Origin of the sequence: Amycolatopsis thermoflava N1165 (assembly GCF_000473265.1) — a bacterium.
Taxonomy (GTDB): Bacteria; Actinomycetota; Actinomycetes; order Mycobacteriales; family Pseudonocardiaceae; genus Amycolatopsis_E; species Amycolatopsis_E thermoflava.
In genome coordinates, this window is the sequence record NZ_KI421511.1 from 7,614,508 (window position 1) to 7,628,584 (window position 14,077).

General features: G+C 72.4%; 13 protein-coding genes. 6 read left to right on the forward strand and 7 right to left on the reverse strand.

What is annotated here, in order from left to right:
* Positions 1–3: 3 nt before the first annotated feature.
* Positions 4–1,605 (reverse strand): ABC transporter substrate-binding protein, encoded by a 1,602-nt coding sequence (locus AMYTH_RS0137885; RefSeq protein ID WP_027934587.1) that lies wholly within the window; start codon positions 1,603–1,605, stop codon positions 4–6.
* Between the two features lie 160 nt (positions 1,606–1,765).
* Here AMYTH_RS0137885 and AMYTH_RS0137890 point away from each other — a divergent pair, with 160 nt between their 5' ends.
* A complete protein-coding gene (locus tag AMYTH_RS0137890) occupies positions 1,766–2,476 on the forward strand; it encodes a FadR/GntR family transcriptional regulator (protein WP_027934588.1) in 711 nt (236 codons plus the stop codon).
* A gap of 243 nt (positions 2,477–2,719) precedes the next feature.
* Here the strand turns inward: AMYTH_RS0137890 and AMYTH_RS0137895 are convergent, their stop codons facing one another.
* Positions 2,720–3,685, reverse strand: coding sequence for an acetylxylan esterase (locus tag AMYTH_RS0137895; protein ID WP_027934589.1), 966 nt, complete (start codon positions 3,683–3,685; stop codon positions 2,720–2,722).
* 75 nt (positions 3,686–3,760) lie between these two features.
* Positions 3,761–4,423: a TetR/AcrR family transcriptional regulator gene (locus AMYTH_RS0137900; protein ID WP_027934590.1), complete on the reverse strand. Its 663-nt coding sequence runs from the start codon at positions 4,421–4,423 to the stop codon at positions 3,761–3,763.
* Positions 4,424–4,519: 96 nt separating this feature from the next.
* On the opposite strand from AMYTH_RS0137900, the gene AMYTH_RS0137905 reads away from it, so the two are divergent.
* Genes AMYTH_RS0137905 through AMYTH_RS0137915 form a run of 3 tightly spaced genes read left to right on the forward strand, consistent with a single transcriptional unit; the run spans position 4,520 to position 8,156 of the window.
* Positions 4,520–5,005 (forward strand): 2Fe-2S iron-sulfur cluster-binding protein, encoded by a 486-nt coding sequence (locus AMYTH_RS0137905; RefSeq protein ID WP_027934591.1) that lies wholly within the window; start codon positions 4,520–4,522, stop codon positions 5,003–5,005.
* On the forward strand, positions 5,002–5,994 hold the full coding sequence (locus tag AMYTH_RS0137910) for an FAD binding domain-containing protein (RefSeq protein WP_027934592.1): 993 nt from the start codon (positions 5,002–5,004) through the stop codon (positions 5,992–5,994). Before AMYTH_RS0137905 ends, AMYTH_RS0137910 begins: the two co-directional genes overlap by 4 nt.
* Positions 5,991–8,156 carry a xanthine dehydrogenase family protein molybdopterin-binding subunit gene (locus AMYTH_RS0137915; protein ID WP_027934593.1) on the forward strand — a complete coding sequence of 722 codons (2,166 nt, stop codon included), beginning with the start codon at positions 5,991–5,993 and terminating at the stop codon, positions 8,154–8,156. Before AMYTH_RS0137910 ends, AMYTH_RS0137915 begins: the two co-directional genes overlap by 4 nt.
* Here AMYTH_RS0137915 and AMYTH_RS0137920 read toward each other — a convergent pair.
* The 3 genes from AMYTH_RS0137920 to AMYTH_RS0137930 are packed head-to-tail and all read right to left on the reverse strand — an operon-like array spanning position 8,146 to position 10,579.
* Positions 8,146–9,594: a multicopper oxidase family protein gene (locus AMYTH_RS0137920; protein ID WP_027934594.1), complete on the reverse strand. Its 1,449-nt coding sequence runs from the start codon at positions 9,592–9,594 to the stop codon at positions 8,146–8,148. The two genes, AMYTH_RS0137915 and AMYTH_RS0137920, sit on opposite strands and share 11 nt — an antisense overlap.
* Complete coding sequence (locus tag AMYTH_RS0137925; protein ID WP_027934595.1) at positions 9,591–10,004, reverse strand: hypothetical protein; 414 nt, start codon at positions 10,002–10,004, stop codon at positions 9,591–9,593. The genes AMYTH_RS0137920 and AMYTH_RS0137925 overlap by 4 nt, the downstream gene beginning before the upstream one ends.
* Positions 10,001–10,579: a hypothetical protein gene (locus AMYTH_RS0137930; RefSeq protein ID WP_157360731.1), complete on the reverse strand. Its 579-nt coding sequence runs from the start codon at positions 10,577–10,579 to the stop codon at positions 10,001–10,003. The genes AMYTH_RS0137925 and AMYTH_RS0137930 overlap by 4 nt, the downstream gene beginning before the upstream one ends.
* Positions 10,580–10,714: 135 nt before the next feature.
* Between AMYTH_RS0137930 and AMYTH_RS0137935 the strand changes: the two genes are divergently transcribed.
* Positions 10,715–12,754, forward strand: coding sequence for a sensor histidine kinase (locus AMYTH_RS0137935; RefSeq protein ID WP_157360732.1), 2,040 nt, complete (start codon positions 10,715–10,717; stop codon positions 12,752–12,754).
* Positions 12,747–13,418, forward strand: coding sequence for a response regulator transcription factor (locus AMYTH_RS0137940; protein ID WP_027934598.1), 672 nt, complete (start codon positions 12,747–12,749; stop codon positions 13,416–13,418). The genes AMYTH_RS0137935 and AMYTH_RS0137940 overlap by 8 nt, the downstream gene beginning before the upstream one ends.
* Before the next feature lie 14 nt (positions 13,419–13,432).
* Here the strand turns inward: AMYTH_RS0137940 and AMYTH_RS0137945 are convergent, their stop codons facing one another.
* Positions 13,433–14,047: an RICIN domain-containing protein gene (locus AMYTH_RS0137945; protein WP_027934599.1), complete on the reverse strand. Its 615-nt coding sequence runs from the start codon at positions 14,045–14,047 to the stop codon at positions 13,433–13,435.
* Positions 14,048–14,077 lie beyond the last annotated feature (30 nt).

Here is a 14,077-nt window from a genome sequence, read left to right on the forward strand (position 1 = left end):
TCCTCAGACCGGCTTGGCCTGGTTGAGGTAGATGCCCGGGTAGCCCTGTGCCCGCACGCCGGTGATCTTCTGCGCGTTCCACGCGGTGCCGAGCTGGGTGAAGACCACGGGGTAGATGACGGCGTGCTCGGAGATCAGGTCCAGCAGCTGCTTGGTGAGCTGCGCGCGGCGCGCCTCGTCGGTCTCCGCGGCGGCCTGGTTCTGCAGGTCCAGCAGGGCCTGCGACTCCGGGCCGGTCCACCGGGCGTAGGTGGTCATGAGCACCGACGTCTTGTCGTAGTAGTAGCGGGTCAGCAGGTCCGGGTCGTTGCCGAACTGCAGCGGGTTGTTGGTGGTGGCGACGACCTCGAAGTCCTTGCCGCTGTCCAGTTTCGAGAACAGCGCCTTGGTGTCCTGCGAGTCCAGCGTGGTGGTCACGCCGATCGCGTCCCAGCCCTCCTTGATGACCTTCACGCAGTCCGAGACGAGCGAGGTGTTGGTGGTGGACAGGGTGATCGCCAGGTTGGTGACGCCGGCCTGCTGGAGCAGTTGCCTCGCCTTGTCCGGGTTGTAGGCGAAGTCGTTGGCGGCGGGCTGGGACGCGGACAGCTTCGGGTTGATGAACGAGGTCGCCGCCGTGCCCGCGCCCTGCAGGCCGATCTGGATCATCTTCTGCTTGTCGATGGCGTAGTGCAGGGCCTGCCGCACGAGCTTGTTGTCGAACGGCGCGTGCGCGGTGTTGAACATCAGGAACAGGTTGTTGCCGCCGTCGGCGAACTCGACGCTGCGGCCGGACTTGCGCAGCTGCTCGGCGTTGGCCGCCGGGATGTTCTCCACGATCTGCGCCTCCGGGTTGGCCCCGGAGATGGCCGCGACGCGCGGCGCGGCGTCCACGATCGACTTCCACAGCATGGACTGGTAGGCCGCCGGGCGCGGGCCGTTGTACTCGGCGAACTTCTCGAACCGGGTGTAGGACAGCGGGGCCTGCTCGACGACCTTGTACGGGCCGGAGCCGACGACCTTGCCGCCCGCGGCGTCCTTCCACTTGCCCTCGAAGACGTGCTTGGGGCAGATCTTGGCGGTCTGGATGCGCTTGAGCGCGTACGGGAACGGGTGCTTGAGCACGAACTCGACGGAGTTCTCGCCGGTCTTGCGGACTTCGGCGAGCCAGTCCGCGAAGAAGCTGTGGACCAGCACCTTTTCGTTGGGGTCGAGCACGCGGGCGTAGGTGAAGACGACGTCGTCGGCGGTGACCGGCGTGCCGTCGTGCCACTTGGCGCCGTCGCGCAGCTCGAACTTCAGGCTGGTGCCGCTGAGGTCGGCCGGGAGCGCCTTGGCCAGGCCGGGGAACGGGTCGCGGGTGATCGGGTCGCCCTCGACCAGCGATTCGTAGCAGTGCAGGTTGGCGGCCATCGAGAAGGCGGAGGCGGTCTGCAGCGGGTCCCAGGTCTGGTTGTTGCCGTAGCCGATGACCGCGGTGAGCGTGCCGGTGGAGCTGCCCGTGGTGTTGGTGGACGCCGGTCCGCCACAGGCCCCCAGGGTGACCGAGAAGGCCGCGGCCGTGCCGGCGAGTCCGGTGTACCGCAGGAAATCGCGGCGGCTGAGGCCGGACAGGCTGTGCGACATGACGTCTCCTGACTTGTGCGTCGTTGATCAGGCCGGAGCAGGGAAGTAGGACGTAGGACGTCCTGCGACCGGGTGACTGTAAACAGCGGCGCGTCCCGTGGTCAAGGGGTCTGACGTAGGATGTCCGGAAATCCGGCGGTCAGCAGGCGGGGAGTTGGATGTGGCACGCCCTCAGCTCGGCGACGAGATCAGCAAACGGATCATCGACCTGATCATCGAGCGGGACCTCCCGCCCGGCTCGCCGATGCCGACGGAGCTCGACCTGATGGCCGACATCGGGGTGAGCCGCAATTCGATCCGCGAGGCGATCCGGGCGCTGCGGGCGCTGGGGATCGTCGAGGTGCGGCACGGGTACGGCACGTTCGTCGGCTCGGCCGGTTCGGAGGCGTTGCGGACGTGGCTGCTGTTCCGCACCCGGACGCCCGGGGCGGGGACGACCGGCCGGTTGCGGGACCTGCTCGAGGTGCGGGAGATGCTGGAGACCGAGCTGACGCGCCGGGTCGCGCGGCGGCACCGGCCGGAGCTGATCTCCGCGCTGGAGTCGTGCGTGGTGCGGATGCGCAAGGGCCCGGACAGCGCGGCCGCCGATCGTGAGTTCCACGACCTGATCTGCGCCGAGGCCGGGTTCGACCTGGCCCGCGAGCTGACGCGCCTGTTCTGGGACGTGTACCGGGCGGCGGAGGCCGAGCTGGGTGGCCCAGCAGGTTCGGCGAGCTCCACGGCGAAACGTCACCAGGCGATTGTCGATGCGCTGGTGGCCGGGGATGCCGATGCCGCCGAGGAGGCCGTGCACCGGCACTTCGACGAGGTGCGGAAGCGCGCGAAGGCCGGCAAGTACGGGGGATTCGGGGTGGCGGCGCCGGTTGAATAGGGGGCGCTTTTTCGTTGCCGGCCTGCGGACAGGAAGCCGGCAACGAAAAGCAACAACCAGGCCGTCCAGCCCTCCCCCCGCTCCCGATCCACAGCCCAGTTCTGCGGCCGACCAGGGGTTGTCAAGGTACTCTTTCCCGCCTTGACAACCCCTGCTCGGCCGTAGAAACAATGAAAAATCGGGGCGGTGGCTCAATGGGGGCGTAGCGAAGCGAAGCCGACGCAGTAGAAACGCGCGTAGCGCCTACAAAACCCGCCCCAGCCAGGAGGCCTGTTCGGCGACCTGAGCCCCCTGCCCTCCTTCGTGCTCATTCCACTCCCACACCCGGATCTCCGAATCCCCACCCCACCGGTTGAACGCCGCGAACACAGTCGACGGAGGACAAACCGGATCCCGCAACGCCACGCTGAATAACGCAGGCGCCGAAGCCCGCGAAGCCAGCACGGCCCCGTCGAAATACCGCAGCGTGGCAAACGCCTCCCCGGCCCGGTGCCGGTGCGCGGCCAGCCACGTCACCAGCTCCAAATATGGCCCCTCGGAAGCGATCTCCGCCCCACGGCGGAAGTGGCACAGGAACGGCACGTCCGGCATCGCGGCCGCGACCCCGGGCGCGAGTGCCGCCGCGGCGATCGTGATTCCGCCGCCCTGGCTGCCACCCGCCACCACGATCCGGTCCGCGTCCACCGACGGGTGCGCCCGCGCTGCCGCCACCGCCCGCACCGCGTCGACGTACACCCGCCGGTAGAAGTACTGCGCCGGGTCCAGGATCCCCAGTGTCATGAACCCCGGCACGTGCGGCCCGGCCGACCACGAATCGCCCGTCGCGCCGGGCACCGACTTCCCGCCCTGGCCGCGCGTGTCCACCACCAGGTGCGCGTACCCGAACGCCGACCACGTCAGGTAATCGTGCGGCAGGCCGCGGCCCAGGTTGTACCCCAGGTACTGCACCACGCACGGCAGCTTGGCCGGCCGGTCCCGCGGCAGCAGCAGCCACGCCGAGATCCGCTGCCCGGCCGCGCCGGTGAACGACGCGTCGAACACCTCCACAGTCCGCAGCAACGTCTCCTGTGGACGGAACACCGGGTCCAGCGGTGACCGGTCCGCCTCGGCCAGCGCGGTGGCCCAGAAGGCGTCCAGGTCGGCGGGTTCGTCCAGCGGCGGCCGGTACTCGGACAGCTCGGACAGCGGCAGGTCGTACAGCGTCGTCACGATCGTGACCCTAGCGCCGGAAACCGCCGCCGACGAGGGGTCCGGCGGATTCTGTCCACACCGGACAAGCGGCGTTCAGTCCCCGCCCTCGCGTAGCGTCGGCAGCCCCGCCGCCAGTGCGCGCAGCATCCGCTTCGCCGTCGGGGCGAACTCGATGCACAACGCGGCGATCACCGGGTCCTCCGCGTACAGCTTCGCCATCACCGGCGGCGGATTGGCCGCCGGGTACAGCAGCGCGGCGAAGCCGGCCGCGGCGGCGACCAGTTCGGCCGCCTCCTCCCCGGTCAGGTCCGGCCGCGCCCGCGCGACGGCGGAGGACACCTTCGCCAGCGCCTCGGCCGTCCGGAGCTTGAAGGCGCGCGCCGCCTCGACGGTCACGTTGTGCTCCAGCGTGGTCGAGCTGTGCGAGAGCAGGTCGCAGAACAGCGGGCGCTCCTCGAGCGTCTCCACGAGCGCGTCGAACACGCCGTCCGGCGAGGACGCCGCGGCGATGCGCTCCAGCACCGCCGTCTCCCAGTCGTGGAACTCCTGCGCGGCCAGTTCGAGGTAGATCTCCTCCCGGGTGGCGAAGTACCGCGCCAGGTTGGACTTCGCGAGCCCGACCGCGGCCGCGACGCCGCCCAGGCTGACGTTGCGCACGCCCGAGGTGAGCGCGAGCTCCCGCGCCGCCGCGAGGATCGCCTCACGCCGCTGCTGCTTGTGCTCCGGGCGCCGCGCGCGGAGGAACTCTTTCGACATCGCCGGATCATTCTACGACCCTCAATTAGAGGACGCTGTTCTCTTGTTAAGAGTACGCCGTCCTGCTAGCTTCGGGAGAAACCGGGAGGAGCAGAGATGGTCGAGGTGTCACTGCGGGTCAACGGATCCGCGCAACGGCTGGACGTCCCGCCCCAGGTGAGCCTGCTCGACGCACTGCGCGAGGAGCTGGGCCTGACGGGCACGAAAAAGGGCTGCGACCAGGGCGCGTGCGGCGCGTGCACCGTCCTGGCCGACGGCGACCGCATCAACTCCTGCCTCGCGCTGGCGGTGCAGTACGACGGGCGGGAGATCACCACGGTCGAGGGGCTCGGCCACCCGCTGCAGGAGGCGTTCGTCCGCGCCGACGGCCTGCAGTGCGGCTACTGCACGCCGGGCCAGCTGTGCTCCGCGGTGGGCATGCTCGCCGAGCACAAGGAGGGCGCGCCGAGCGCCGTCACCGAGCACCTGACCGCCTCGCCGGAGCTGAGCGACGAGGAGATCCGCGAGCGGATGAGCGGCAACCTGTGCCGCTGCGGCGCCTACAACGGCATCGTCGACGCGATCCGGGAGGTCGCGGAATGAGATCGTTCACCTACGTCAGCGCCCCGGACGTGCCCGCCGCGCTGGCGGCCGTCGCGGACGGCGACGCCAAGTTCCTCGGCGGCGGCACGAACCTCGTCGACCTGATGCGCGAGGGCATCGAACAGCCGGCCACCGTGGTCGACGTCAGCCGCCTGCCGCTGACCGCCGTCGAGGAGTTGCCCGGCGGCGCCGTCCGCATCGGCGCCCTCGTCCGCAACAGCCGCCTCGCCGCCCACCCGGTGATCCGCGCCAGGTACCCGGTGCTGGCGCACGCGGTCCTGCACGGCGCGTCGGCCCAGCTGCGCAACATGGCGACCGTCGGCGGCAACCTGATGCAGCGCACCCGCTGCCTCTACTTCTACGACGACGCCGCGCCGTGCAACAAGCGCACGCCCGGCAGCGGCTGCGGCGCCCTCGACGGGTTCGCCCGGTCCACCGCCGTTCTCGGCGTGAGCGACCACTGCATCGCCACCCACCCCTCCGACATGGCCGTCGCGCTGGCGATGCTCGACGCGGTCGTCGAGGTGGAGAGCACCCGCGGCACCCGGCGCATTCCGATCGGCGACTTCCACCGCACGCCCGGCGACACCCCGCACGTCGAAACGGCGCTGGCGCCCGACGAGCTGATCACCGCGGTCGAGCTGCCGCCGGCGCCGGTGGCCGCGAACTCCCGGTACCGCAAGGTGCGCGACCGCGCGTCGTACGCGTTCGCCCTGGTCTCGGTCGCCGCCGCGCTGCGCGTCGAGGACGGCGTGATCACCGAGGCGCGTGTGGCGCTGGGCGGGGTCGCGACGAAGCCGTGGCGCGCGGCCGAGGCCGAGCGGCTCCTGGTCGGCCAACCGGCCACCGACGACACCTTCCGCCGCGCCGCCGAAGCCGAACTCGCGCCGGCGATCACCCGGGAAGCCAACGCGTTCAAGGTCGGCCTGGCCGTCCGCACGACCGTGGCGACCCTGCGTCAGCTGGCCACCGGGGGAGGTGCGGCATGAGCGTCATCGGCGCCCCGCTGGATCGCCGCGACGGCCCGGCCAAGACGGCCGGCGCGGCGCGGTTCGCGGCCGAGCACCTCCGTCCCGGCCTCACGCACGCCGCACTGGTGCACGCCACGGTCAGCCGCGGCCGCGTCACCCGCCTCGACACCACGGCGGCGAGCGCGGTGCCCGGCGTGATCACCGTCCTGACCCACCACAACGCGCCCCCGCTCAAGCCGGCGCCCAAGGTGAACCCGCTCAACCTCAGCACGCTGGTGTCCGGCACCTCGGTGAACTACCTGCAGGACGACGAGGTCCACTTCGACGGGCAGCCGGTCGCCGTGGTGGTGGCGGAAACCTCGGCCGCGGCGAAGGAAGCGGCGGCGCTCGTGCGCGCGGAGTACGCCCTGCTGCCATCCACTGTGGACTTCGAGTCGATGGCACCACACGCGAAGAAGCAGCCGTACAGCCCGGTCTCCCCGGGCGCGGCGAAGAAGGGCGACGCGGAGAAGGCGTTCGGCGAGGCGCCGGTGACCGTGGACCACCGGTACACCACGCCGCCGCACCAGCACAACGCGATCGAACCGCACGCCACCATCGCGGAGTGGGACGGCGACCGGCTGACCGTGCACGACTCCACCCAGTCCATCGACTGGTGCCGCAACCACCTCGCCATCCGCTTCGGCGTGCCTGCCGCCGACGTGCGGGTGATCGCACCGTTCGTCGGCGGCGGTTTCGGCGGCAAAGCCATGGTCTGGCCGGGCACGATCCTCGCCGCGCTGGCCGCCCGCGCGACCGGACGGCCGGTGCGGCTCGCGCTGACCCGCGAGGACGTGTACCGCACGGTCGGCGGCCGGACGCCGTCGATCCAGCGCGTCGCGCTCGGCGCGGACCGCGACGGCGCGCTGACCGCGTTGATCCACACGAGCGTGACCCGCACCGGCCGCGTCGGCGGCGCGCCCGAGCAGGTCACCTCGCAGTCGCGGCACCTCTACGACGCGGACCACATCCTCATCCGGGCGAGCACGGTCGAACTGGACCTGGTGTCGAACACGTCGATGCGCGCGCCTGGCGAGTCGATCGGCACGTTCGCGGTCGAGTCGGCGGTCGACGAACTGGCCGCCGAGCTCGGCATGGACCCGATCGAGCTGCGGATGCGCAACGAACCCGAGCGCAACCCGTTGGACGGCAAGGAGTTCACCCATCGCAGGTTGCGGGAGGTCTACGAAGCCGGCGCGCGGCGGTTCGGCTGGCGGGACCGGGCGCCGGAGCCGGGCGTGACGCGGGACGGCCGGTGGCTGGTCGGGATGGGGGTGGCCACGGCCTACCACCCGGCGTGGGTGTTCACGGCCAACCTGACGCTGCGGCTGTCGGACGACGGCACGGTCCTCCTGCGCTGCGGCTTCCAGGAGATGGGCATGGGCGCCGCGACGGCGCTGGCGCAGGTCACCGCGGACGCGCTCGGTGTGCCGGTCGACGTGGTGCGCGTCGAGTACGGCGATTCGGCGCTGCCGATGGCGCCCGCCGCGGGCGGTTCGATGCAGACCGCGAGCGTGGCGGCCAGCGTGCTCGACGCGGTCGAGAAGCTGAAGGGGCGGCTGCCGAAGGGGGCCGGGGATCCGGTGGCGGCCGTGCGGCGGGCGGGGATGCCGCACGTGGAGGTGTCGGTCGGGTCGGACACCCGGTTCGGCCGCCTCGCCGGGCAGGCGCGGCTCATCGGCCGGTTCGTGCGCGACCGGCGACGGGTGCGGGCCGCGACCGGGGCGCAGTTCTGCGAGGTGCGCGTCGACCCGGACACCGGCGAGGTGCGGATCTCGCGGTGGCTGGGGGTGTTCGACATCGGCACGGTGGTCAACGCGAAGACCGCGGCGAGCCAGCTGCGCGGCGGGATCGTGATGGGCATCGGCATGGCACTGTCCGAGGAGACTCTGGTCGACCCGCGCACCGGGCGGATCATGAACCCCAGCCTGGCCGAGTACCACGTGCCCGTGCACGCCGACGTGCCGCGTATCGAAGTGTCCACACTGGACGACCCGGACCCGACGACGCCGCTGGGTATCGTCGGCGCCGGCGAGGTGGGCATCACCGGGGTGGCGGCGGCGGTGGCGAACGCGGTGTTCCACGCGACCGGCAGGCGGGTGCGCGACCTGCCGATCACGCTGGACAAGGTCATCGGGTGACGAAGGTCGCCATCATCGCCATGTCCTCGTGCTCCAGGTTGTGGCAGTGCACCACGTACCGGCCGGCGTAGCCGGTGAAGCGGACCGCCAGGTCGAGGTACTCGTGTGGCCGCAGGTCCACGGTGTCCTTCCACCCGGCGTCCGCGGGTGACGGCGGGTCGCCGCGGCGGGTGAGCACCTGGAACGGGCTCAGGTGGACGTGCACCGGGTGGTGGGCGTCGCTGACGAGCCGCCACACCTCGGTCTGCCCGAGCACCGGGTCCGCGTCCGAGCCGTCCGGGTCGAAGCGGTCGCCGTTGACCATCCACATGCGGTGGTCGCCGTGGTGCTCCAGCGAGAACCGCCACTCGCGGGTCCGCGCGGCACGGGCCGGGTCGAGGCGCTCGATCCGGCTCAGCACCGGCGGCACAGCGCTGTCGTCGGCGGCCCGCCGCGTCACCCGGAACCGCATCACGTCCGAGGTCGTCCGGTCGCCGAGGAGGTTCCGCAAGGTCACCTCGGCGCCCGGGGCGAAGGCGGCGAAGTCGACCACAACGTCGAACCGCTCACCCGGCGCGACCGGCAGTTCGGCGTGCGTGACCGGGGTTTCCAGCAGCCCGCCGTCGGACCCGACTTGCATCAGCGGCGCGCCCGGCCGCAGGGCGAGCAGGTAGCGGCGGGCGTTGGAGGCGTTGAGGATCCGGAACCGGTACCGCACGGCCGCGACTTCCAGCACGGGCCACGGCGCGCCGTTGACGAGGACGACGTCGCCGAGCACGCCCTCCATGAAGTCCTCGACCACGCCCGGACGGCGCAGGGCCGGGTCGAGCGAGGGGTAGGCGAAGGAGCCGTCCTCGGCGAACGCACGGTCGGTGATCACCAGCGGGACCTCGCGCTCGCCGCGCGGGAGCGGCAGCGCGTCCTCCTCGTCGTCACGCACCAGGTGCATCCCGAGCAGACCGCGGTAGACCTGCGGGCCGGTGAAGTCCATGCGGTGGTCGTGGTACCAGAGCGTGGCCGCCCGCTGCGTGCCCGGGTAGACGTGGTCGCGGGGGCCGTGCGCGGCCTCGGTGGGGAAGCCGTCGTGCTCGGGCGGGGTGTGACCGCCGTGCAGGTGCACCACGGTGGGCACCGGCAACTGGTTGTCGTGCGTGACGACCATCGGCCGTCCGCTGCGGCTGACGACCGTCGGGCCGGGGAAGCGCCCGTCGTAGGCGAGCACCCGGGTGCGCAGGCCGGGCAGGATCTCCAGGTCGGTCTCCCGCTGGGTGATCCGGACGTGGTCGCCGGTCACCTCCGGCGGTACCGGCAGGGGCGCGGTGAACGGCTCGGGCAGCCGCGCGCCGCTGCGCACGAGCTCCGCGGTCTGGCTCGGCCTGGCGAGCAGCGGCCCGAACCCGGCCGCGGCGAGCCCGGCGAGCCCGGCCGCGCCGAGGAAGCCGCGGCGGGTCATCCTCATCGCGACCGCCTCCGCGCCGCGGACTCCCGGAACAGCCACACGGTCAGCAGGACCTGCGCGGCGACCAGCGTGACCCCGAGCGGGACGTGGACCGCCACGTCGCCCGAGTACCCGAAGCCGGTCTGGAGCTGCTCGGTGAGCGCGATCCCGACCGCGGCGGTCAGCGGCCAGAACCGGCCGTGCCCGCCCCACACGTAGACCACCGCGACGACCACCTGGATCACGCCCAGCCCGCTGACGACCATCGAGTTCAGCTCGTGCACGCCCAGCGCGTCGATCTCACCGGCCAGGAACTCCCCGGCGAACACGGGCTGCGCGACCACGCACACCGCGTGCAGAACGGTGACCACCCGCAACACCGCCAGCGTCCGGCGCGGGCCGATGACGGGGGCGTCGGCGGTGGCGGTCATCGCCGGCTCCCGCGCGCCAGCAGCAGCGACCACACCGGCAGCCCGAGCCAGCCGATCGCGCCGAGGACCACCCCGATACCACCGACGGCGTACTGACCCGCCGACTCGGACGGCAGCGCCAGCGCGCCCCACACCAGCAGCGCCCCGGCGAGGTACCCGGCGCCGACCACCGTGCCGCAGCGCCGGAGCGTCCGCGGCAGCCCGCGACTGACCAGCAGCACCCAGGCGAACACGAACACGAAGCAGCCGGTCACCCACCACACCTGGGTCTCGAACTCCAGCACGTCGGCGAGCAGCAGCGCCTGCAGCACGACGACGCCGGCCATCGCCGCGACCCCGGCGACCGCGACCCGGCCGCCCAGTGCGACCGCGACCGGCACGAGCGCCGCGAACTGCACCGCCACCAGCACGTCGTTCACCGGGCCCGTCCAGGCCAGCTGCCCCGGCACGTCCCGCCACGCCTCTCCCGAGGCGAAGAACAGGATCAGCAACACGTTGGCTGCGGCACCCGCAACCCCAGCGGCCAGGGCGAACCCGCTCGTATCCCGCCGCGTCCCGGTCATCGTTCCGGTCATCTCGGTCACCTCGCTCCTCGTGCGGTTCCCGGGACGCTAGGAGCGGCGGGCACGCGGCGGAACGGGGTGGACCGCGGGGGCGGGGCGCGGTCTTCCACCATGGACTCCCGCTGCCCGGCGGCCGACAATGCGGTGATGGTCCAGGGGTCCGCGGCCCTGAGGTGGACGGGCATCGCGCTCGGCGCCGCCGGGCTCGCCGCGGCCACCGGGCGGGCGCTGTTCACCCCGCAGCCCGGCGGGACGCTCGGCGCGCTGAGCTGGACCGCCTTCGGCGTCGCGCCGTTGTTCGTCGTCGCCGTGTGGCTGGTGCGCCGCAAACCCGATCACCCGCAGGCGCGGCGGCTGCTCCTGGTGGGCAGCGCGCTGGCGGTCAACGTCGGCATCGAGGGCCCGATCCGCTCCGCCTACTCTCGCTCCGGCGCCGGCGACTGGTTCTGGCTCGCCAACCTCGTCTGGCAGTACACCGGCCTGCTCGCGATGATCGGCGCGGCCCTGCTGCTGGCGTCCTTCCCGGACGGTGTGGTCGAGCAGCGGTGGCAGCGGATCGTGCTCCGGCTGCTGTGGGCGCACCTGCTGCTGCCGCCGCTGCTGTTGCTGGCCCGGCCGACCCTCGTCGTCGACGGCTACCTGCTCGACCCCGACCCGCTGATCGCGAACCCGTTCGCGGTGCCGTGGCTGTCCTGGCTCGGCGGCCCGCTCACCTCGGCCATGCTGGGCTACTACGGGTTCGTCGCGGTGTGCCTGCTCTTCGTCCGGTTCGCGCGGGCGGGCCGCGCGCAGCGGGCGCGGATGCGGCTGCTCGTCGTCGTGTCGGCGGCGCTGCTGGTGATCTACCCCGCGCAGATGGTCCTCGCCGACCGCTACGGCGCTCCGGAGCCGTGGTGGGTGCGGCTGCTCGCGGTCGCGGGGGTCGTTCTGCTGGCGATGGTCCCCGTGACCATCGTCGTCGGCGTGGTGCGGCACCGGTTGTTCGACATCGAGGTGGCGCTGCGCCGCTCGATGGTGTTCGCCGCGTTGTCGGCCGGCATCGCCGCCGTCTACTTCGGACTTGCCGCGGCGCCTGGTCTCGCACTGGGCGACCGGCTGCCGGTGGAGCTGGCGGTCGTGCTGACCATCGCCGTGGCCGCCGCGATCCAGCCCGTGCGCCGCCGCCTCGAAGCGCTGGCGGGCCGGCTGGTGTTCGGCGAGCGGGTCAACCGCTACCAGCTGGTGACCGACTTCGGCGTCGCGCTGGAGAACACCCTCGACCTCGGCGAGCTGCTGCCGCGGCTGGCCGCGACGGTGTGCCGCGGTCTGTCCGCGTCCTGGGTGCGGGTGTCGGTGCCCGGATCGGCCGCCACCGCGGGCGAGCCGCACGGGCCGCCCGCGCTGCGGGTGCCGCTGGAGCGGGCGGGCGAGGTGATCGGGCACATCGAGTGCGGGCCGCGGGACGGCGGCTACGACGAGGCGGACCGGGACCTGCTGGCCACGCTGGCCCGGCAGGCCGCGCCGGCGATCGCCAATGTCGGGCTCACCACGCGGCTGGCCGAGCAGGTCGCGGAGCTGGGCCGGTCGCGGGCGCGCCTGGTGGCCGCGGAGGACGGCGAGCGGCGCCGGATCGAGCGCGACATCCACGACGGCGCGCAACAGCAGGTGGTCGCGTTGATCATGAAGCTGCGGCTGGCCCGCAACCAGGTCGGCCGCGGCGAGCGGGAACCCGCGGCGGTGCTGGACGAGCTGCAGCGCGACGCGCGGGACCTGCTCACCGACCTGCGCGAGCTGGCGCACGGCATCCACCCGCCGGTGCTGAGCGACCAGGGGCTGGTCGCGGCGGTCGAGGCGCGGGTGGACCGGCTGCCGCTGGAGGTCGCCGTCCGGGCCGGCGACGCGTTGCGCGGCGAGCGGCTCGGGGCCGAGGTCGAGGGCGCGGCCTACTTCGTCATCTGCGAGGCCCTGACGAACGTCGTCAAGCACGCGGCGGCGCGCAGCGCGGACATCGACCTGGCGCGGCACAACGGCACGCTCGTCGTGCGGGTGCACGACGACGGGATCGGGCTCGCGGCCGGGGAGTCCGGCCACGGCATGACGAACTTGCGTGACCGGGTCGAGGCGATCGGCGGCAGGCTGCGCGTGGACAGCGCGGCCGGCGCCGGGACCACGGTGTGCGCGGAACTGCCGGTGGCGGGTCATGGCTGAGCGGCTGCGGATCGTGCTCGCGGAGGACAACTACCTCGTCCGCGAAGGCACCCGGCGTCTCCTGGAGGACTCCGGGGAGGTCGAGGTGCTGGCCGCGGTCGGAAACGCAGGCGAGCTGCGTGACGCGGTGCGGCGGCTGCGGCCGGACGCGGTGCTCACCGACATCCGGATGCCGCCGGGGCACCACATGGAAGGGATCGAGGCGGCGCACGCCATCCAGGCCGAGCACCCGGGCACCGGGGTGGCGGTGCTGTCCCAGCACACCGACGAGAGCTACGCGTTCGCGCTGCTGCGCAACGGGACCGCGGGACTGGCCTACCTGCTGAAGGACCGGCTCGGCGACCTGGAGGACCTGATCCGGGCGTTGCGGGCGGTGGCCCGCGGCGGGTCGGTCATCGACCCGCAGGTGGTGGACGCGCTGGTCGCGCGGCGGACGCGCACGGTCACCTCGCCGCTGACCGCGCTCACGCCGCGTGAGCTGGACGTGCTGCGGGAGATGGCGCAGGGCAAGACGAACGCGGGCATCGAACGCAGCCTGCACCTGTCGGCGTCCACTTTGGAAAAACACGTGAACTCGATCTTCGGCAAGCTCGGGCTCGCCGAGGAGCCGGTGCACCGCCGCGTCGCCGCGGTGCTCACGTTCCTGCGTGAGCACCGCGACTAGCGGGGGTCAGCCGGTCAGTACCACCACTGGTTCTGCGCGCCCGCCACGTACTGCCACAGCTGCACGACGGTGCCGTTGCGGTAGCTGGTGTTCAGGTCCGCGTCGAGGTACCGGCCGCTCTGCACGTTCTGCAGCCGCAGGTAGCCCTCGGGGATCTCGCTGGCGGCGAACCACTGGTTCTTCGCGCCCGCCACGTAGTCCCACAGCTGCACGACGGTGCCGTTGCGGTTGATCGTGTTCAGGTCGGCGTCGAGGTAGCGGCCGCTGTACGCGTTCTGGAACCGGTAGTAGCCCTCCGGGATCAGCCGGATGTACCAGGCCTGCTGAGCCGCGTACTGGTCACACGCCCACAGCTGCACCTTGGTGCCGTTGCGGTTGATCGTGTTGAGGTCCGCGTCCAGGCAGCGCGACGGGTCCGAGGCCGGGCCGAGCAGGTAGGCCTGCTCCTCGGCCATCGTGTTGACGCCGCCCTTGACCTGGTTCGGGTGCGCCGGGCGCAGCACCAGGCCGTCCAGCGACGTGACCGGCTCGCCGGCCTGCTGGGCCGCGCCCGCGTTCGGCGCCACGAACAGCGACAGCAGGCCGGCCAGCAGTGCCGCGGCCGCGAACGGCCGCTTCAGTCTTCTCATGGGTTCCCCATTCCGTGACGGGGCGCGGAA

Coding starts and splice junctions, on each gene's coding strand:
- AMYTH_RS0137935 (WP_157360732.1), top strand. CDS start 10,715: ATGGTCCAGGGGTCCGCGGCCCTGAGGTGGACGGGCATCGCGCTCGGC.
- AMYTH_RS0137910 (WP_027934592.1), top strand. CDS start 5,002: ATGAGATCGTTCACCTACGTCAGCGCCCCGGACGTGCCCGCCGCGCTG.
- AMYTH_RS0137915 (WP_027934593.1), top strand. CDS start 5,991: ATGAGCGTCATCGGCGCCCCGCTGGATCGCCGCGACGGCCCGGCCAAG.
- AMYTH_RS0137920 (WP_027934594.1), bottom strand. CDS start 9,594: ATGAGGATGACCCGCCGCGGCTTCCTCGGCGCGGCCGGGCTCGCCGGG.
- AMYTH_RS0137925 (WP_027934595.1), bottom strand. CDS start 10,004: ATGACCGCCACCGCCGACGCCCCCGTCATCGGCCCGCGCCGGACGCTG.
- AMYTH_RS0137905 (WP_027934591.1), top strand. CDS start 4,520: ATGGTCGAGGTGTCACTGCGGGTCAACGGATCCGCGCAACGGCTGGAC.
- AMYTH_RS0137885 (WP_027934587.1), bottom strand. CDS start 1,605: ATGTCGCACAGCCTGTCCGGCCTCAGCCGCCGCGATTTCCTGCGGTAC.
- AMYTH_RS0137900 (WP_027934590.1), bottom strand. CDS start 4,423: ATGTCGAAAGAGTTCCTCCGCGCGCGGCGCCCGGAGCACAAGCAGCAG.
- AMYTH_RS0137940 (WP_027934598.1), top strand. CDS start 12,747: ATGGCTGAGCGGCTGCGGATCGTGCTCGCGGAGGACAACTACCTCGTC.
- AMYTH_RS0137930 (WP_157360731.1), bottom strand. CDS start 10,579: ATGACCGGAACGATGACCGGGACGCGGCGGGATACGAGCGGGTTCGCC.
- AMYTH_RS0137945 (WP_027934599.1), bottom strand. CDS start 14,047: ATGAGAAGACTGAAGCGGCCGTTCGCGGCCGCGGCACTGCTGGCCGGC.